The 17,079-nt window shown below is 64.1% G+C and carries 17 protein-coding genes and 1 pseudogene; 11 read left to right on the top strand and 7 right to left on the bottom strand.

All coding sequences use genetic code 11. The annotated features are described in order from the left end of the window. Positions 1-75: 75 nt before the first annotated feature. From QIY50_21690 to QIY50_21670, 5 genes and pseudogenes are all read right to left on the bottom strand, one after another. On the bottom strand, positions 76-831 hold the full coding sequence (locus tag QIY50_21690; GenBank protein ID WGV19896.1) for an ABC transporter permease: 756 nt from the start codon (positions 829-831) through the stop codon (positions 76-78). Further along, positions 831-2,034: pseudogene (locus QIY50_21685) on the bottom strand (ABC transporter substrate-binding protein). The gene QIY50_21690 and the pseudogene QIY50_21685 overlap by 1 nt, the downstream one beginning before the upstream one ends. Continuing rightward, the gene (locus tag QIY50_21680) at positions 2,021-2,842 is read right to left on the bottom strand and encodes an ABC transporter ATP-binding protein (GenBank protein WGV19895.1); all 822 of its coding nucleotides are present in this window, start codon (positions 2,840-2,842) and stop codon (positions 2,021-2,023) included. Before QIY50_21680 ends, QIY50_21685 begins: the two are co-directional and overlap by 14 nt. Further along, positions 2,839-3,903 carry an acyl-CoA dehydrogenase family protein gene (locus tag QIY50_21675; protein ID WGV19894.1) on the bottom strand — a complete coding sequence of 355 codons (1,065 nt, stop codon included), beginning with the start codon at positions 3,901-3,903 and terminating at the stop codon, positions 2,839-2,841. Before QIY50_21675 ends, QIY50_21680 begins: the two co-directional genes overlap by 4 nt. A gap of 99 nt (positions 3,904-4,002) precedes the next feature. Then, on the bottom strand, positions 4,003-4,563 hold the full coding sequence (locus QIY50_21670; protein ID WGV19893.1) for a carboxymuconolactone decarboxylase family protein: 561 nt from the start codon (positions 4,561-4,563) through the stop codon (positions 4,003-4,005). A 102-nt stretch (positions 4,564-4,665) separates the two neighbouring features. Here QIY50_21670 and QIY50_21665 point away from each other — a divergent pair, with 102 nt between their 5' ends. After that, positions 4,666-5,577, top strand: a complete 912-nt coding sequence (locus QIY50_21665; protein ID WGV19892.1) for an AraC family transcriptional regulator — start codon at positions 4,666-4,668, stop codon at positions 5,575-5,577. A gap of 128 nt (positions 5,578-5,705) precedes the next feature. Here QIY50_21665 and QIY50_21660 read toward each other — a convergent pair whose 3' ends face one another. After that, on the bottom strand, positions 5,706-6,245 hold the full coding sequence (locus QIY50_21660; protein WGV19891.1) for an Rrf2 family transcriptional regulator: 540 nt from the start codon (positions 6,243-6,245) through the stop codon (positions 5,706-5,708). 258 nt (positions 6,246-6,503) lie between these two features. Between QIY50_21660 and QIY50_21655 the strand changes: the two genes are divergently transcribed. Further along, complete coding sequence (locus QIY50_21655) at positions 6,504-7,706, top strand: NAD(P)/FAD-dependent oxidoreductase (protein WGV19890.1); 1,203 nt, start codon at positions 6,504-6,506, stop codon at positions 7,704-7,706. A gap of 160 nt (positions 7,707-7,866) precedes the next feature. On the opposite strand, the gene QIY50_21650 is transcribed toward QIY50_21655, so the two are convergent. Beyond that, positions 7,867-9,273: a cytosine permease gene (locus QIY50_21650; GenBank protein ID WGV19889.1), complete on the bottom strand. Its 1,407-nt coding sequence runs from the start codon at positions 9,271-9,273 to the stop codon at positions 7,867-7,869. Positions 9,274-9,589: 316 nt separating this feature from the next. Between QIY50_21650 and QIY50_21645 the strand changes: the two genes are divergently transcribed. From QIY50_21645 to QIY50_21605, 9 genes are all read left to right on the top strand, one after another. Next, complete coding sequence (locus tag QIY50_21645; protein ID WGV19888.1) at positions 9,590-10,075, top strand: flavin reductase family protein; 486 nt, start codon at positions 9,590-9,592, stop codon at positions 10,073-10,075. Positions 10,076-10,150: 75 nt separating this feature from the next. Continuing rightward, positions 10,151-11,191 carry an LLM class flavin-dependent oxidoreductase gene (locus tag QIY50_21640; GenBank protein WGV19887.1) on the top strand — a complete coding sequence of 347 codons (1,041 nt, stop codon included), beginning with the start codon at positions 10,151-10,153 and terminating at the stop codon, positions 11,189-11,191. A gap of 323 nt (positions 11,192-11,514) precedes the next feature. Then, positions 11,515-12,111, top strand: coding sequence for an amino acid synthesis family protein (locus tag QIY50_21635; GenBank protein ID WGV19886.1), 597 nt, complete (start codon positions 11,515-11,517; stop codon positions 12,109-12,111). 68 nt (positions 12,112-12,179) lie between these two features. Beyond that, positions 12,180-13,013, top strand: a complete 834-nt coding sequence (locus tag QIY50_21630; protein WGV19885.1) for an alpha/beta fold hydrolase — start codon at positions 12,180-12,182, stop codon at positions 13,011-13,013. Then, entirely contained in the window at positions 13,010-14,491 is a 1,482-nt protein-coding gene (locus QIY50_21625) for an aldehyde dehydrogenase (GenBank protein WGV19884.1), read from the top strand. Before QIY50_21630 ends, QIY50_21625 begins: the two co-directional genes overlap by 4 nt. 13 nt (positions 14,492-14,504) lie before the next feature. After that, positions 14,505-14,990 (top strand): flavin reductase family protein, encoded by a 486-nt coding sequence (locus QIY50_21620; GenBank protein WGV19883.1) that lies wholly within the window; start codon positions 14,505-14,507, stop codon positions 14,988-14,990. A 125-nt stretch (positions 14,991-15,115) separates the two neighbouring features. Further along, positions 15,116-15,505 carry a carboxymuconolactone decarboxylase family protein gene (locus tag QIY50_21615; GenBank protein WGV19882.1) on the top strand — a complete coding sequence of 130 codons (390 nt, stop codon included), beginning with the start codon at positions 15,116-15,118 and terminating at the stop codon, positions 15,503-15,505. Between the two features lie 89 nt (positions 15,506-15,594). Next, positions 15,595-16,347, top strand: a complete 753-nt coding sequence (locus tag QIY50_21610; GenBank protein WGV19881.1) for a GntR family transcriptional regulator — start codon at positions 15,595-15,597, stop codon at positions 16,345-16,347. Positions 16,348-16,349: 2 nt separating this feature from the next. Continuing rightward, positions 16,350-16,913, top strand: coding sequence for an NUDIX hydrolase (locus QIY50_21605; GenBank protein WGV19880.1), 564 nt, complete (start codon positions 16,350-16,352; stop codon positions 16,911-16,913). Positions 16,914-17,079 lie beyond the last annotated feature (166 nt).

The raw sequence follows: 17,079 nt of genomic DNA, 5'->3' as shown, positions 1-17,079 counted from the left end.
TCGCCCGCTCCCACAGGGGTATCGCCAGGATACCTGTGGGAGCGGGCAAGCCCGCGAACAAGCCCCACTGGCCCTTCAGCCATGCACCCAGCGCCGATGCAGCCCACGCGCCAGGGCATCGAGCACAAACCCCAGTACCCCGATCAGCAGCACCATTGCCATCAGCTCGGAATACGCCAGCCGGTCGCGGGTGTCGAGAATGAAGTACCCCAGCCCCGCGCTAACCCCCAGCATTTCGCACGGCACCAGCACGATCCACAGAATACCGATGGCCAGGCGCACGCCGGTCAGCACATGGCCGATCACCCCGGGCACGATCACCTTGCACAAGGTTTCCCAACGCGTGGCACTCAAACTGCGGCTCAACTGCAACCAGCGCGGGTCCAGCTGCCTTACCCCGGCCGCCGTGTTCAGCAAGATCGGCCACAATGCGGCGAATGCCAACAGGAAGTAGATTGGCTGGTCACCCACGCCCATCAGCATCACCACCACCGGCATCCACGACAGCGGCGAGATCATGCGCAGAAACTGGAACGCCGGCGTGGTAGCCGCCTCCAGGTGCCGGTAGCTGCCCACCAGCAAGCCCAGCGGCACGCCGACCAGCAGCGCCAGCAGCAGCCCGATCAGGATACGCTTGAGGCTGACCCAGATATGCCCGTACACCTCGCCCTGCCCCAGCAACTCGACCAGGCTGGCCAGGGTCGCTGCCGGGGAAAAGCGCGCAGACAGGCCATCGGCCTGGCCAAACAGCGCGACACCGGCCCACCACAACAGCAACAAACCCAGCAAACCGGCCAGCCCCAGGCCGGCATGAACGACATGCTTGCGCATCAGACCGCGAACTCCTCGCTACGCTCGAAGTTATCGGCGATGCCGAACACCGACGGCCCGCCAACGCTGGCGATGGCATTGCGCACGAAGCGGTCGTCGACCAGGTCGCGAGCGGTCTGTGCCGGGTCCAGGCCGGCCAGGAAAGCGTGGTCGCCCTCGATCAGGGTGGTTTTCAGGCGCTTGACCAGTTCTTCGGTGTAGCTGGGGAACGGGTAAGGCTGGAAATCGATGCGCTTTTCGTCCCACTGCTGGTGGCGAATGGCACCACTGGCAATGTAACCGGCACGGTCCTCGGCGGCCGGGGCCAGCACTTTGCCGAGAACCGCTGGCTCGTGCGGTGTGTACTTGTTGGGGCCGGCCTTGGACAACAACGCGGCGGCCTCGGCGCGGTGGTCACGGGTCCAGTGCTGGGCCTTGACGATGGCGTTGACTACCTTCTGCGACCACTCCGGGCGGTTGTTCAGGTCGTGCTCGTGCATGAACACCACGCAGCAGGCGTGGTTGCGCCAAACATCGCCGGTAAAGCGCTGCACGCGGCCGACCTTGAGGTTCTCGGCCAGGGCGTTGAATGGCTCGGCGACGATATAGCCTGCGATGCGCTTGCTGGCCAGCGCTGGCGGCATGTCGGATGGCGGCAACACCAGCAGCGTTGACTTCGTTGCTGGCCAGTGGCGCATTGGCCGGCTTCGACACCGGGGTCAGGCCGTTGTCGTTGAGCATCTGTTGCAGCACCACGTTATGGATGGAGTACCAGAACGGGATGGCCACGGTCTTGCCACCGAGCTGTTTCATGTCGCTGATGTCCGGGGCCACGGTCAGGCCGGAACCACCCACGTGGTTCCACGCCACCACCTTGGCCGGCACCTTGCTGCCGTAGCGGGCCCATACGGTCATCGGCGACAGCAGGTGAATGACGTTGACCTGGCCGGAGATGAACGCCTCGATCACCTGGGCCCAGCTGCGCAGCAGCACCGGGCGCTCGGCCTTGATGCCCTCGGCCTCGAACAGGCCATTGTTGTGCGCCACCAGCAGCGGCGTGGCATCGGTGATAGGCAGATAGCCGATACGCACCGGCGCGTCCGGCTCGGCGGCGGCACGGGCCTGCAGGCTCGACAGCAACGGCAGCGCACCGGCGGCCGTGAGCATGGCGCCAAGCTTGAGGAAATCGCGACGCGAAGAAGAACAGCAGTCATCCATGCACATGGACAGCCTCCGAGGGCAACGGGGTTAGGGTAGGTTCGACTGTGCGGCTTGCCCGCCGAAGGGTTTTGAGGATTTCGATGCGCAAGACGCCCAGCTCCTCGACCCGCTGCGTCCGTGGTTGCGGCAGGTCGATGTGCCACTGGCCGAGGGTGTGCGCTGGGTGGTTGCCCAGTAGCAGTACCCGGTCGGACAGCAGCAGGGCTTCGTCGATATCGTGGGTGATCAATACCGCCGCCGTGTTGTGGGTGGCGATCAGTTGCAGCAGCAGTTGCTGCATGTCGGCCCGGGTCACTTCATCCAGCGCGCCGAACGGCTCGTCGAGCAACAGCACTTCGGGCTGGCGGGCCAGGCAGCGCGCCAGCGCGGTGCGCTGGGCCATGCCACCGGACAACTGCGCCGGGTACTGGCCGCGGGCATGGGCCAGGCCCACGGCGGCAATCGCATGGTCGATGCGCGCGCGCCGTTCGGCAGCGGCAAGTTTTGGCTGGCGGGCGAAGTCCAGGCCGAAGGCGACGTTCTTCTCCAGGTTCAACCAGGGCAACAGGCTCGGGTCCTGGAAGGCCACCGCCAGGCGTGGGTGCGGCCCTTGCAACGGCTGGCCGTGCAGGGTCACGCTGCCACCACGGGGCTGCTGCAGGCCGGCCAGTACCCGCAGCAGGCTGGACTTGCCGACCCCGCTGGGGCCGAGGATGGTCACCACTTCGCCGGGGGCCAGCTGCAGGTCGAACTGCGCCAGCACCGCCTGCCAGCCACCCTCGCGCGGGTAGCCCAGGCTGATGTCGCGGGCTTCGAGCAACACTGAGCTCATGCCGCGCCCGCCTGGCGTTGCAGTTCGGCGCGCAGTTGCACCAGGCTGGGCGTGACGATCGGGACAAAGGCCGACTCGCGCCAGCGGCGGGCAAAGCCTTCACCGTACTCGCTGAGGTAGGCCTTGCCACCACTGGCCTGCAACTCCAGCTGTACGGCGTCGGCAGCGCTTTCGGCCAGGGTGATGCGCAGCTTGAACAAGGCTGCCGGTTGCTGCTGGAAGCGGCCATCGAGCAGGCCCTGCTTGAGCTCGCTCACGGTGTTTTCAAGGCGCTCGCTGAGCACCTGGCAGGCTTCGTCGAGGAACGAGGCACGGCCATGCAGGTGTGCCTGCACTTCCGCCAGTGCCCGCCGCGCCAGGCCAATGGCCATGCCGCACTGCAGCGCCAGAAAAGCCGGGCGTACCCGGGGAAGGAACTCGCGGGCATTTTCATGCAGCAACCAGCCACGCTGCAATTGCACCTGGTGGAAGGCCAGTGCCGCAGTGTTGCTCGATTGCAGCCCCATCAGTTGCAGGTCGTCGGAGCGCTCCAGGCCCTGTGCGTCGGACGGAATGGCCAGCACGAACGGGGCGCCACCGCCTTCGTCTTCGATGGCCGCAGCCACCACGAAACCGCTTTTGCGCAGGTTGGTCACCCAGTGCAGGCGCCCTTCCAGCTGCCAGCCATCGGCTGCCGGGCGGCCGCGCACCTGCAGGGCCTCGATGCCGGAGAGGAACTTCATGGCGTTGGAAAGCCCGGTGGCACCGGCCAGTTCGCCAGTCAGCAGGCGCGGCAGCAGGCGCTCGCGCAGGGGCTGGTTGGGGCTGTGCAACAGGTATTCGATGAAGGCGCGCTGGCCCCAGCAGACAAACGCCGCTGCCAGCGAGCGGCTGGCGATTGCGGCAATAGCCTCGACCGCGTCGGTCACTTGCCCGCCCGTGCCGCCCTGGGCCGGGTCGACACCGACGCGCAACAGCTGCGATTCGGCGATTTGCGACAGTACCAGCTGCGGCTCGCAATGGCCGCGGTCAATGGCCTCGGCATTGGCATCCAGCCAGTGTCGAAATGCACAATCTTGCATGGTCTTGCTCCTTTTGGGACGCCGGGGCCGCTGTGCGGCCCGTTCGCGGCACAAGGCCGCTCCTACAACGACCGCATCATGGCCGCTGTCATACACGCGCTAGGCAGAAGGCTGCCAGCGGTACTTGCCAAGCTCGTCATTGAGCGGCGTCTGGGCGAACACATTAGCAAAGTTGCACAGGGTTGCGAGGCTCACGCCCAGAATCACCTCCAGAGCGTTACCTTCAGTGAAGCCGGCCGCGCGGAAGGCCTGGTAATTGGCATCGCTGACATTGCCACGGGTGGCGATGACTTCGCGGGCGAACGCGGCCAGGGTTTCGTATCGGGCGTCGGGCAGCTCGCCACGGGCACGCAAGGCATCGACCACCTCCTGCGGCAGCTTGGCCTTGTTCAGGGCCACGGCCGTGTGGCCGGCCACGCAGAAGTCGCAGCCATGCTGGGTGGCGGCAATCAACTGCACCACTTCACGTTCGGCCAGGCTCAGTTCGGATTTGCCGTTGAGTGCCGAAACGGTCACGTAGGTTTCCAGTGCCGCCGGGGCATTGGCCAGCACGCCCAGCAGGTTGGGGATGAAGCCGGAATTCTTCTGGGCGTTCTCGAGGAACGGGCGGGCCGCTTCCGGGGCACTCTGCAGCGTGTGTAAAGTAATACGCGAGGACATGTAGTGGTCTCCTTTGATGGGTATCACTACAGTCTGTTGGTTATAAGAATTACCCTCCATATTCATCAGTCGCCTTTCCTTGCTCTTGAGTCTTTGCATTAGATGATTTCGTCCAGCCATCTTGTCGATTGGTTATTAGAAGGCCTGGAGCTCGATGCCAGTCTGTTCCATGTGGGCCGCTACTGTGGTGGCTGGCACGCCAGCACACAAGGCATGGGCCGGGCCAGCTTCCACCTGGTGGTACAGGGGCATTGCTGGCTACACATCGATGGCCAGCCCAAGGCAGTGCGCCTGAAGGCCGGCGATGCGGTGTTCCTGTTGCGCGACCTCGGCTATCGCCTGGCCAGCGACCAGGACCCGGCCAGCGCCTGCACCCAGCCGCGCCAGCACATGCAGGCCCTGGACGCCGACGCGATCGATGGCGTGGGGCTGGTATGTGGTTTCTTCCACTTCAGGCCGGGCTTGTCGGCGCTGATCGTTGACGGCCTGGCCGACTGGATTCTGTTGCGCGCCGATGAACCGGCCGGCCATGCAGCGCGGGCGTTGTTCGAGCTGATCCTGGAGGAATGCCGGCGCGCCGCCGGGCCGTCACAGACGTTGCTGGAGCGGCTGACGCACTTGTTGTTCCTGTATGTGCTCCGCCAGCAGGTGCATGCCGGGCAGTCATTGGGCGGGCTGGTCGCCCTCGCCCGGCAACCGGCGTTTGCCGGGCTGCTGGAACGGTTGATCGAGCAACCGGGGCACGCGTGGACGCTGGAAAGCATGGCCGCCTGCACCGGGTTGTCGCGCTCGGCGTTTTTCAAGCGGTTCAATGAACTGGCCGGACAGTCGCCTGGGCAAGTACTGCTGGCGTTGCGCATGCGCCATGCCAGCCAGTTGCTGCAGGCGGGGCATACCGTGGAGCAGGTGGGGGCGCAGGTGGGGTATCAATCAGTAGCGGCGTTTACCCGGGCGTTTGCCAAAGCGGTGGGGGTGCAGCCGGGGGCATATCGGCGGCAGCATGAAGGGCGCTGAACGCGTTATCTCTGTATCGGCTTTTTCGCGGGCTCGCCCGCTCCCACAGGTACCCCACAGATTTCAGCAATTGCGCGATTCCTGTGGGAGCGGGCAAGCCCGCGAAAAGGCCGGCACAGACAACGGATTCATTCCTGAATGACCGGAATATCCCCGGCCCCTTTACCCTCCCGCCGCTCACCCATCCAGGCATTGACCTTCTCCCCGAATTCGGCCGGCGCCTTGCGCCCGAACCGCCGCACCAGGTCAAGGATGGTCTGCTGCGCCAGGGCCTCTTCCATGCGCTTCTGCGCACCCAGCATCACTGCATGGATCGCGCAGGTGCCCTCGGTCGCCCAACCCGGCGGTGAACCCTCGAACAGGCTGCAGCGCTCGCGAACTTCGCGGCAATCGAAGATCTTCTTCGGGCCGTCGATGGCATTGACGATATCCAGCACTGTGATTTCATCCGAAGGCCGCGCCAGCCGGAAGCCACCGCGCACGCCCTCGGTGGCAGCCACCAGCCCGGCACGGGCCAGCTTGGTGAAGACCTTGGCCAGGTACTCCTGGGGCACTCCTTGCAACTCCGCCAGGTCGCGCACGCTGGACTCGCGCGATTCGCCGCGCTCGTCCACCAGAAACAGCAGGCAATGGATACCGTATTCGACGCCAGCACTGTAGAGCGACATATCTATCTCCGACCAATCTTGTCGCAAATGATACGCCCCTGGTACCTGCACCGCAAAGCGCATTGCCGCCGCCGGTCGATCTGTTTTGTCCATTTATCCCAACAAATACGGCTACTCCGGCCAGAAAGCGGCGGTGCCGAGAGTCGCCCTGCTTGAAAAAAGACTTGCGCACACAAACTACGATCAATACAGTCGTAGTTATTCGAGAGGCACACAACCCGCCCTCGAAGCCCCTTTCGAACCATGCGGAGCACCTTCATGAAAACGAACATCCTCATCATCGGTGCCGGCTTTGCCGGTGTATGGAGCGCCCTGAGCGCTGCGCGCCTGCTCGATCAGGCCCAGCGCGCCGACATCAGCATCAGCGTCCTCGCTCCGCAGCCTGAACTGCGCATTCGCCCGCGCTTCTACGAGCCCGACGTGCACGGCATGAAGGCCCCGGTGGGGGAGCTGTTCGAAGCCGTGGGCATTCATTTCATCCCGGGTAACGCCGACAATATCGATACCGAAGGGCGCAGCGTCAGTTACACCGACGCCCAGGGGCACCGGCAACAGATCGCCTACGACCGCCTGATCCTCGCCGCGGGCAGCCAGGTCGCACGCCCACCGGTGCCTGGCCTTGCCGAACATGCATTCGATGTCGACCAGATGGAATCGGCCATGCGCCTGGAGCAGCACCTGGTCGGTCTGGCCGCCCTGCCCGCTTCGCCTGCACGCAACACCGTGGTGGTCTGCGGCGGTGGCTTCACGGGCATTGAAACCGCTACGGAAATGCCCGCCCGTCTGCGGGCCATCCTAGGTGCCAGCGCGGGGCTGCGGGTAGTGGTGGTCGACCGCGGTGCGCAAATAGGCGCGGCGCTGGGCGCGGGTATCACGCCGTCGATCATTGCCGCCTGCGAACAGGCCGGGGTCGAGTGGAAGATCGGGGCTTCGGTGGTGGCTGTCGATGCCGGTGGCGTTACCCTGGACAATGGTGAGCATATCGCCAGCAACACCGTGATCTGGACCGTTGGCGTCAAGGCCAGCCCGTTGACAGCACAGGTTGCCGGCGAGCGCGACAACTTCGGCCGGCTGAAAGTGGACAACCACCTGAAGGTGCTGGGCCAGCACCATGTGTACGCCACGGGCGATACCGCCTGGGCCGCTGTGGACGAGCTGGGCAACCACGCCCTGATGACCTGCCAGCACGCTATCCCCATGGGCCGTCACTCCGGCAACAACGCCGCGGCCGACCTGCTCGGCCTGCAGCCGCTGGTGTACCGCCAGCCAAAGTACGTCACTTGCCTGGACCTGGGCGAATGGGGCGCGGCGTACAGTGAGGGTTGGGAGCGCGAACTGAAACTGCATGGCCAGGAAGGCAAAGACCTCAAGCGCCAGATCAACTCGGTATGGATCTACCCGCCAGCGGCCGATCGCGCTCTGGCACTGGCCGCTGCCGACCCGTCGATCGCCATCGCTTGACGCAATGGTCTCTGAACTGCCGGGGCCACTTTGTGGCCCTTCGCGGGCATGCCCGCTCCCACAGGATAAGTGACGCCTGCAAGGGCAAAGCGATACCTGTGGGAGCGGGCGCGCCCGCGAAGGGCCGCAGAGCGGCCCCGATTACTGCAGCAGTTTTCTGTCAGTCACTGACACTCACAACCCGCCCCGCCTTCCCGGCAGCCGTGCCCCGGGTCGCCAGGCAGTAATACAGCGGCACCGTCACCAGCAAGCCGAACAGCCAGGAAAGGTCAGCCCCTTCGACGATATTGGCATACGGCCCCACATACAGCGACGTATTGGCAAACGGCAACTGCACCAGGATGCCGCAGGCATAGGCAATGATTGCGTGGTGGTTGAAGCGGCCATAGATGCCGCCATCGGCACTGAAGATCGAGGCGATGTCGTACTGGCCCTTCTTGATCAGGTAGAAGTCGATCAGGTTGATCGACGCCCACGGCACCAGCACCAGCAGCAGCGCCAGGATCAGCCCGATGAACTGGCCAATGAAGTCCGCCGAGGCATTCAGCGCCACCAGGCCGCAACCCACCAGAATCACCGTAGCCAGCGCCACCCGCACCTTGATGCTCGGCGTCCACTCGGCGATGAAGGTCTGGATCGCAGTCACGATCGACAGCACCGCGCCATACAGGTTGAGGGCGTTGTGGCTGATGATGTTGAGCAGGAACAGCACCATCAGGATCGGGCCGAGCCAGCCGGTGGCCTGCTTGACCGCGTCCATCGCATCGGTACCTTCCGGCACGCACAGCACCGCCACCGCACCAAAGCTGAAGCACAGGATGGTGCCCAGGGTAGCGCCGAAGTAGGTGGCCCAAAACGGTTTGGCAATGCCCACTTCACGCGGCAGGTAGCGCGAGTAGTCGGAGGTATACGGCGAGAAGCTGATCTGCCAGATGGTGCCCAGCGACACGGTGGCGATGAAGCCCGACAGGTTGAACGCGCCACGGCTGAAGAAGTCGGCCGGCAGTTCCTGGGCGAACATCATGATGAAGCCGGCCAGCAGCGCCGACCCCATCACCCAGGTACCGATGCGGTTGAGAATGTGAATGAAACGGTAGCCGATCACGCCGATGGCGGTGGCACTCAGCGCACCGATCACGATCGCGCCCGGCATAGGCACGCTCGGGGTGATGCCGTGGATGGTCTTGCCCGCCAGGACGATGTTGGAAATGAAGAAGCCGACATAGATCAGCGCGGTGAAGAACACGATCAGCAAGGCACCGTAGCGGCCGAACTGGCCACGGCTCTGCACCATTTGCGGAATGCCCAGCTGCGGTCCCTGCGCAGAAGCAAGGGCAATAACCACGCCCCCGAACAGATGGCCCAGCACGATGGCGACCAGGCCCCACAACAGGTTCAGGTGGAACACCTGGACCACCATGGCACCCGTGACGATGGGCAGCGGCGCGATGTTGGTACTGAACCAAAGGGTGAACAGGTCGCGCGCCTTTCCGTGGCGCTCGGCAGGGGGAACGTAATCGACCGTGTGGTTCTCGACAAACTGGTGTTGCGACGACGGTTGGGACATAGGATTCAGCTCGAAAGGTCGTTTTTATCGTTGTAAGGAAACCGCATCTAGGCGGCCTCTAAGCTGCGGACCATATTATGGTATTCCAAACTTTTGACAACACTGATCCGCAGTAAAAAACGCCCGCTGATCCGCTTGCGAAAGCCCTGCGACAAACCGCCTCAGTGCTCAAGGCCACGGTTCACAAGGCCTTGAGCCGTTCATCGTGAAAAACCCGGGTTGAAAATTCCGCTTGCAAAATAGGTATTACGGTATACCATCAGACACATCAACGATAAAAACCGCGGACCACCGCAGCCCCATAGAGGTACACCAGATGATCGACGCAACCGTCTACAAGCACGTCCTGGGCTCCTTCCCGTCCGGCGTTACCGTCATCACTACCCTGGACGACGACGGCTCGGTCGTCGGCCTGACCGCCAGCGCCTTCTCCTCCCTGTCGATGGACCCGCCGCTGGTGCTGTTCTGCCCCAACTACACCTCCGATTCCTACCCCGTGCTGATCAGGCAGAAGCGCTTCGCCATTCATTTGTTGTCCGGTGAACAGCAGGCCGAAGCCTATGCGTTCGCCAGGAAGGGCAAGGACAAGGCCAGCGGCATCGAGTGGTCCCTGAGTGAACTGGGCAACCCGATCCTGGCCGGTGCCACCGCGGTCATAGAATGCGAACTGTGGCGCGAATATGAGGGTGGCGACCACGCCATCATGGTCGGCAAGGTGCACAACCTGATCGTCCCTGCAGAGGCGCCACGGCCGATGGTGTATTGCCGCGGCAAGATGGCCAGCCTGCCGGCCTTTGCCTGAAACCTGTTCTGAATCGAGACCGCTGGCGCCACCCCTGCCAGGCGCCAGCCCCTTTCAAGCGTTGAGGAAAGCCCCATGAAATTTTCGTTGTTCGTGCACATGGAACGTTGGGATGAACAGGTCAGCCACCGCCAGCTGTTCGAAGACCTGACCGAACTGACCCTGATGGCCGAGAACGGCGGTTTCAGCACCGTGTGGATCGGCGAACACCACGCCATGGAGTACACCATTTCGCCAAGCCCGATGCCGCTGCTGGCCTACCTGGCTGCGCGCACCGAGAAGATTCGCCTGGGCGCCGGTACCATCATCGCGCCGTTCTGGAACCCGATCCGCGTGGCGGGCGAATGCGCCCTGCTCGACGTGATCAGCAACGGCCGCATGGAAGTGGGCCTGGCCCGTGGCGCCTACCAGTTCGAATTCGACCGCATGGCAGGTGGCATGCCGGCCACCGACGGCGGCAAGGCCCTGCGCGAAATGGTACCGGTGGTGCGCAAGCTGTGGGAAGGTGATTACGCCCACGATGGCGAAGTGTACAAGTTCCCCACTTCCACCAGCGTGCCGAAGCCGTTCAACGCCACACCGCCGATGTGGATCGCTGCCCGCGACCCGGACTCGCACAACTTCGCCGTGGCCAACGGCTGCAACGTCATGGTCACCCCGTTGATGAAGGGTGACGAGGAAGTGCTGGACCTGAAGAACAAGTTCCAGGCCGCCCTGGACAACAACCCGGGCGTGCCACGCCCGCAGCTGATGGTGCTGCGCCATACCCACGTGCACAGCCCGGCCGAACCGGAAGGCTGGAAAGTCGGCGCCCAGGCCATCTCGCGCTTCTACCGTACGTTCGATGCCTGGTTCGGCAACAAGACCACCCCGGTCAACGGTTTCCTCGAGCCCAGCCCGGAATCGAAGTTCGCCGAAGTGCCGGCGTTCGAGCTGGAAAACATCCGCAAGAACACCATGATCGGCACGCCGGAAGAAATCATCGCGCGTATCAAGTACTACCAGGAGCTCGGCGTCGACGAGTTCAGCTTCTGGTGCGACAACAGCCTGCCCCACGCCGAGAAGAAAAAATCGCTGGAGCTGTTCATCAAGGAAGTGGTGCCGGCGTTCGCCTGATTTCCCATTGCCTGAACCATTGCGGGACGCAGCCCGCTCACGTGGGCCCCTGTGGCCCGCGCGAGCGGGTTTTTTTTGAAGCCTGTACTGGCCTTTTCGCGGGCTTGCCCGCTCCCACAAGGACCGCACAGCTTGCACGGCCTGCGCTGTACCTGTGGGAGCGGGCAAGCCCGCGAAAAGGCCAGTGCAGACAATAGAGAAATCAAGGCATCAGGCCACCTTTCGTCCCCCCGCAAGAGAAATTTCCAGCCACCTCTTGCACTACAAATATTATGGTATACCATCAGACAACAAGAGCTGATAACCCTCACCAGGAGCCACCCATGAGTTTCGAAATCCGCAAGATCGTCACCTACTCCGAAGAGACCCGCATCGAAGGCGGCAAGGCCACCGACAAGCCGGTGACCATGGTCGGCCTGGCCGTCGTGATCAAGAACCCATGGGCCGGTCGCGGTTTCGTTGAAGATCTGAAGCCGGAAATCCGTGCCAACTGCTCGGACCTGGGGGCCCTGATGGTCGAGCGCCTGACTGCCGCCATCGGCGGCGCCGACAAGATCGAAGCCTACGGCAAGGCCGCAGTCGTCGGCGCCGACGGCGAAATCGAACACGCCTCGGCAGTAATTCACACCCTGCGCTTCGGCAACCACTACCGCGAAGCGGTACAGGCCAAGAGCTACCTGAGCTTCACCAACAAGCGCGGCGGCCCGGGCACTTCGATCCAGATCCCGATGATGCAGAAGGACGACGAAGGCCTGCGTTCGCACTACATCACCCTGGAAATGCAGATCGAAGATGCCCCGCGCGCCGATGAAATCGTCGTGGTCCTTGGCGCCTCCGACGGCGGCCGCCTGCACCCGCGCATCGGCAACCGCTACATCGACCTGGAAGAACTGGCTGCCGAAAAAGCCAACGCTCAATAACAACAACCAAGACGGGCCGGGGCGTGGCGTGCTTACCCGCCGCGCCCGACCTTCAAGGAGCGCCCTCCATGATTCAGCCTGTCGCTGAACGCACACCCGCTGGCACCAGCTACCTGTCCGTCGGTCAGGGCCAACCCGTGGTACTGATCCACGGCGTGGGCCTGAACAAGGAAATGTGGGGCGGTCAGTTCGTTGGCCTGGCCAACGACTACCGCGTCATCGCCTACGACATGCTCGGCCACGGCCAGAGCGCGCTGCCAGCCGCCGACATCGGCCTGGAAGGCTATGCCGCCCAGCTTGCCGAACTGCTCGACCACCTGCAGATCGCGCAAGCCACCGTGATCGGCTTCTCCATGGGCGGCCTGGTCGCCCGGGCGTTCGCCCTCGGCTACCCGCAGCGCCTGGCGGCACTGGTAGTGCTCAACAGCGTATTCAACCGCACCCCCGAGCAGAGTGCCGGCGTTATCGCCCGCGCCGCCCAGGCTGCGCAGTTGGGCCCCGACGCCAACGTCGACGCCGCGCTCGACCGCTGGTTCAGCCGTGAATACAAGGCTGCCAACCCGGCGCAGGTCGCCGCCATTCGCCAGGTGCTGGCGAGCAACGACCCGCAGGGCTACCACACCACCTATGCGCTGTTCGCTACCCAGGACATGTACCGCGCCGCCGACCTGGCCAGTATCCAGGTGCCGACGCTGATCGCCACCGGCGAACTCGACTCGGGCTCCACCCCGGCCATGACCCGCCAGCTCGCCGCCTGCATTCCTGGTGCGCGCAGCGTGGTCCTCGCCGAGCAACGACATATGATGCCAGTGGAGGCACCGCGTGAAGTCAACAAGATGCTGCTGGACTTCCTCGCGCAAGCCCGCACCCTCACCGAATCCGCCAAGGGGATTGTTGCATGACCCTCGTTCGTTTCCAGATGTGCATCGACGGCCAATGGCGCGATGCCCAGAGCGGCAAGACCTTCGATAGCCTCAACCCGGCCACCGCCCAGGCCTGGGCACAACTGCCCGACGCCGACGAGGCCGATGTGGAGCTGGCCGTACAGGCCGCCCAGCGCGCCTTCGACAGCAAGGCATGGCGCAGCATCACCGCCACCGCGCGCGGCAAACTGCTGCGTCGCCTGGGTGACCTGATTGCCGAAAACAAGGAACACCTGGCCCAGCTGGAAAGCCGTGACAACGGCAAGCTGATCCGCGAAACCCGCGGCCAGGTCGGCTACCTGCCAGAGTTCTTCCACTACACCGCAGGCCTTGCCGACAAGCTCGAAGGCGGCACCTTGCCGCTGGACAAGCCCGACCTGTTCGCCTACACCGTGCACGAGCCGATCGGTGTGGTGGCCGGGATCATCCCGTGGAACAGCCCGCTGTACCTCACCGCAATCAAGCTGGCCCCGGCCCTCGCCGCCGGCAACACCATCGTGCTCAAGCCGTCCGAACACGCCTCGGCGACCATCCTCGAACTGGCCCGCCTGGCGCTCGAAGCCGGCTTCCCGGCCGGTGTGGTCAACGTGGTCACCGGGTACGGCCCCAGCACCGGCGCTGCGCTGACCCGCCACCCGCTGGTGCGCAAGATCGCCTTCACCGGCGGCGCGGCCACTGCCCGCCACGTGGTACGAAGCAGCGCCGAAAACTTCGCCAAGCTGTCGCTGGAATTGGGCGGCAAGTCGCCGAATATCATCTTCGCCGATGCCGACCTGGACAGCGCCATCAACGGCGCCGTGGCCGGCATCTATGCCGCCTCCGGGCAAAGCTGCGTGGCCGGCTCGCGCCTGCTGGTGCAGGACGAAATCTTCGATGAGTTCGTCGAACGCCTGATCGCCCGTGCCAAGCGCATCCGCATCGGCAACCCGCAAGACGACGCCAGCGAGATGGGCCCCATGGCCACCGCGCAGCAGCTGGCAGTTGTCGAAGGCCTGGTGGCCGCGGCCAAGGCCGAAGGCGCCAAGCTGCACATGGGCGGCAAGCGCGCCGAGGTCGAGGGTGACGGCTGGTTCTACGAGCCGACCCTGTTCGAGTGCGACAGCAACTCGATGACCATCATGCAGGAAGAGGTGTTCGGCCCGGTTGCCGCAGTAATTCGCTTCAAGACCGAGGAAGAGGCCCTGGCCATTGCCAACGACTCGCAGTTCGGCCTGGCCGCCGGCATCTGGACCCGCGACCTGGGCCGTGCCCACCGCCTGGCCCGCGATGTGCGTTCGGGGATCATCTGGGTCAACACCTACCGTGCCGTGTCGGCCATGGCACCGATCGGCGGGTTCAAGAACAGCGGCTACGGCCGCGAGAGCGGCATCGATTCGGTGCTGGCCTATACCGAGCTGAAGACCGTGTGGATCAACCTGTCCACCGCGCCGATGCCCGACCCGTTTGTGATGCGCTAAGAGGTAGCAAGAGATGATCGAACCCGGCATCTACAAAGACGTGATGGGCTCTTTCCCGTCGGGCGTCACGGTGGTCACCACCCTCGACGCCGACGGTGGCATCGTCGGCATCACCGCCAGCGCGTTCAGCGCGCTGTCGATCGACCCGGCACTGGTGCTGTTCTGCCCCAACTACGCCTCCGACACCTATCCGATCCTGCGTGACAGCAAGCAGTTCGCGATTCACCTGTTGTCCGCCGACCAGACTGCCGAGGCCTATGCCTTCGCCGGCAAGGGCAAGGACAAGGCCCGCGGCATCGACTGGCACCTGAGCGAACTGGGCAACCCGTTGCTGGCCAAGGCCACGGCGATCATCGAGTGCGAGCTGTGGCGCGAATATGACGGCGGTGACCATGCGATCATCGTCGGCGCGGTGAAGAACCTGGTGCTGCCGGCCGAGCCGGTGACCCCGATGGTCTATCACAAGGGCAAGCTGGGTGCCCTGCCGCCCCTGGGCTGATAAACCGCGTTGGCTTCTTCGCGGGCTTGCCCGCGAAGAAGCCAACGCCGATGACCCTGTTTTTAGGGGCCGCGCTATCGTCTCACCCTCGGTTGCGTCCCCTGTTTTATTCCGGAGTACTGCCCATGAGCAATGAAAAGTACGAAAAAGGCCTGCAGATCCGCACACAGGTACTGGGCGAGGACTACGTCAACCGCTCGATCCAGAACGCCGACGACTTCACCCGGCCGCTGCAGGAGCTGGTCACCGAATACTGCTGGGGCCACGTCTGGGGCCGCGAAGGCTTGTCGCTCAAAGAGCGCAGCATGATAAACTTGGCCATGATTTCCGCGCTCAACCGGCCCCACGAGCTCAAGCTGCACATTCGCGGCGCCTTGCGTAATGGCCTGAGCCGTGAACAGATTCGCGAGATCCTGCTCCAGGTCGGCATTTACTGCGGCGTGCCCGCGGCGGTGGACAGCTTCCGCCTGGCCCGCGAAGCGTTCGCTGAAGCCGATGCGGAGTCAACCCGTTAACACCGGGCTGTTCGAACCCACGCAAGGAGCACCCAGGTTCGTGGTGCTGTTGCGGTTGCGGCCGGGCAGCCTCTTTAAGAGCGCACTTGATGAAACGCCAGCCACTCGACGACAGCTTCAAGGTCAACCGCAACCCCGTTACCCTGCGCGAAATCGTGCTCGACAAGCTGCGCGCCGCGATCATGAACTTCCATCTGCTGCCGGGCGACCGCCTGGTCGAACGCGACCTTTGCGACCGCCTCGGGGTCAGCCGTACCTCGGTGCGTGAAGCCCTGCGCCACCTGGAATCCGAAGGCCTGGTGGAATTCGCCGATGCCAAGGGCCCGCGCGTGGCCATCATCACCCTGGAAGACGCCCGCGACATCTACGAGCTGCGCTGCGTGCTCGAAGGCCTGATCGTGCAGCTGTTCACCCTCAACGCCAAGGCCAAGGACATTCGTGCCCTGGAACGCGCGCTGGAGGTCAACCGCGAAGCCCTCGAGGAAGGCGAGCTGCAACAGGTGCTGGATTCGGTACAAGGTTTCTACGATGTGCTGCTGGAAGGCTCCGGCAACCAGGTGGCGGCCCAGCAGCTGCGCCAGTTGCAGGCGCGCATCAGCTACCTGCGCGCCACCTCGGTGTCGCAGGAGAACCGCCGCGGCGCCAGCAATCGCGAAATGGAAAAGATCGTCGAGGCGATCAAGAGCGGCGATCCGCTGGTTGCCCACCAGGCCTCGGTCGACCACGTCCGCGCCGCCGCCAAGGTGGCCCTGGACTACCTGCGCCAGAAGCAGGATGACAATACCAAGGTGCGCGACATCGTCGAGCCCCTGGCCCTGAAGGAACCACGTATAGGTCGCTGACCATGCCCAACGCCCCGCGCTACTGCCCGCACTGCACCACGGAACTGGCCCGGGGCGTTCCCACAGGCGACACCCACGAACGCCTGCACTGCACCGGTTGCGGCTATATCCATTACATCAACCCGAAGATCATCGCCGGCTGCATCATCGAACGTGATGGCAAGTACCTGCTGTGCCAGCGCGCCATCCCGCCGCGCCCCGGTACCTGGACCTTGCCGGCCGGGTTCATGGAGGCCGGCGAGACCACCGAGCAGGCGGCCTTGCGCGAAGTCTGGGAAGAAAGCGGCGTACGCGCCGAAATCGTCTCGCCGTACTCGATCTTCAGCGTCCCCAGGATCAGCGAGGTGTACATCATCTTCCGCGCCATCGCCACCGAGGAAACCGGGCAATACGGGGCGGAAACGCTGACATACAGGTTCTTCGAGCCGGACGAGATCCCGTGGGGGGACATCTACTACCCGGCAATCCGGCAGATTCTGGAGCGCTATATCCTCGAGCGGCAGGCCGGGGTTTATGGCATCTACATGGGCAATGACGACACTGGCAAGGTGCACTTCATTCGCTAGCCTGTACCGGCCTCTTCGCGGGCCCGCCCGCTCCCACCTGTACGGCGCAAAGCTTGGCAATGTGGCCATCTGTGTGGGAGCGGGCAAGCCCGCGAAGAGGCCGGTACACGTAACACAAAACCCTCGCCAAGGGTCTATTCTCGGTGCACCCTAATGGCCTTAAGCA

This window comes from Pseudomonas putida, from assembly GCA_029953615.1.
In the GTDB taxonomy this organism is placed as follows: domain Bacteria; phylum Pseudomonadota; class Gammaproteobacteria; order Pseudomonadales; family Pseudomonadaceae; genus Aquipseudomonas.
Note: the sequence above shows the minus strand (reverse complement) of the source record. Positions and strands in the feature narration are given on the sequence as shown.

What these genes read in the sequence shown, in the direction of transcription:
- QIY50_21680 (WGV19895.1), bottom strand. Translation starts at nt 2,842, where the DNA reads ATGAGCTCAGTGTTGCTCGAAGCCCGCGACATCAGCCTGGGCTACCCG.
- QIY50_21670 (WGV19893.1), bottom strand. Translation starts at nt 4,563, where the DNA reads ATGTCCTCGCGTATTACTTTACACACGCTGCAGAGTGCCCCGGAAGCG.
- QIY50_21610 (WGV19881.1), top strand. Translation starts at nt 15,595, where the DNA reads ATGAAACGCCAGCCACTCGACGACAGCTTCAAGGTCAACCGCAACCCC.
- QIY50_21605 (WGV19880.1), top strand. Translation starts at nt 16,350, where the DNA reads ATGCCCAACGCCCCGCGCTACTGCCCGCACTGCACCACGGAACTGGCC.
- QIY50_21690 (WGV19896.1), bottom strand. Translation starts at nt 831, where the DNA reads ATGCGCAAGCATGTCGTTCATGCCGGCCTGGGGCTGGCCGGTTTGCTG.
- QIY50_21625 (WGV19884.1), top strand. Translation starts at nt 13,010, where the DNA reads ATGACCCTCGTTCGTTTCCAGATGTGCATCGACGGCCAATGGCGCGAT.
- QIY50_21655 (WGV19890.1), top strand. Translation starts at nt 6,504, where the DNA reads ATGAAAACGAACATCCTCATCATCGGTGCCGGCTTTGCCGGTGTATGG.
- QIY50_21630 (WGV19885.1), top strand. Translation starts at nt 12,180, where the DNA reads ATGATTCAGCCTGTCGCTGAACGCACACCCGCTGGCACCAGCTACCTG.
- QIY50_21665 (WGV19892.1), top strand. Translation starts at nt 4,666, where the DNA reads ATGATTTCGTCCAGCCATCTTGTCGATTGGTTATTAGAAGGCCTGGAG.
- QIY50_21675 (WGV19894.1), bottom strand. Translation starts at nt 3,903, where the DNA reads ATGCAAGATTGTGCATTTCGACACTGGCTGGATGCCAATGCCGAGGCC.
- QIY50_21635 (WGV19886.1), top strand. Translation starts at nt 11,515, where the DNA reads ATGAGTTTCGAAATCCGCAAGATCGTCACCTACTCCGAAGAGACCCGC.
- QIY50_21640 (WGV19887.1), top strand. Translation starts at nt 10,151, where the DNA reads ATGAAATTTTCGTTGTTCGTGCACATGGAACGTTGGGATGAACAGGTC.
- QIY50_21645 (WGV19888.1), top strand. Translation starts at nt 9,590, where the DNA reads ATGATCGACGCAACCGTCTACAAGCACGTCCTGGGCTCCTTCCCGTCC.
- QIY50_21660 (WGV19891.1), bottom strand. Translation starts at nt 6,245, where the DNA reads ATGTCGCTCTACAGTGCTGGCGTCGAATACGGTATCCATTGCCTGCTG.
- QIY50_21650 (WGV19889.1), bottom strand. Translation starts at nt 9,273, where the DNA reads ATGTCCCAACCGTCGTCGCAACACCAGTTTGTCGAGAACCACACGGTC.
- QIY50_21615 (WGV19882.1), top strand. Translation starts at nt 15,116, where the DNA reads ATGAGCAATGAAAAGTACGAAAAAGGCCTGCAGATCCGCACACAGGTA.
- QIY50_21620 (WGV19883.1), top strand. Translation starts at nt 14,505, where the DNA reads ATGATCGAACCCGGCATCTACAAAGACGTGATGGGCTCTTTCCCGTCG.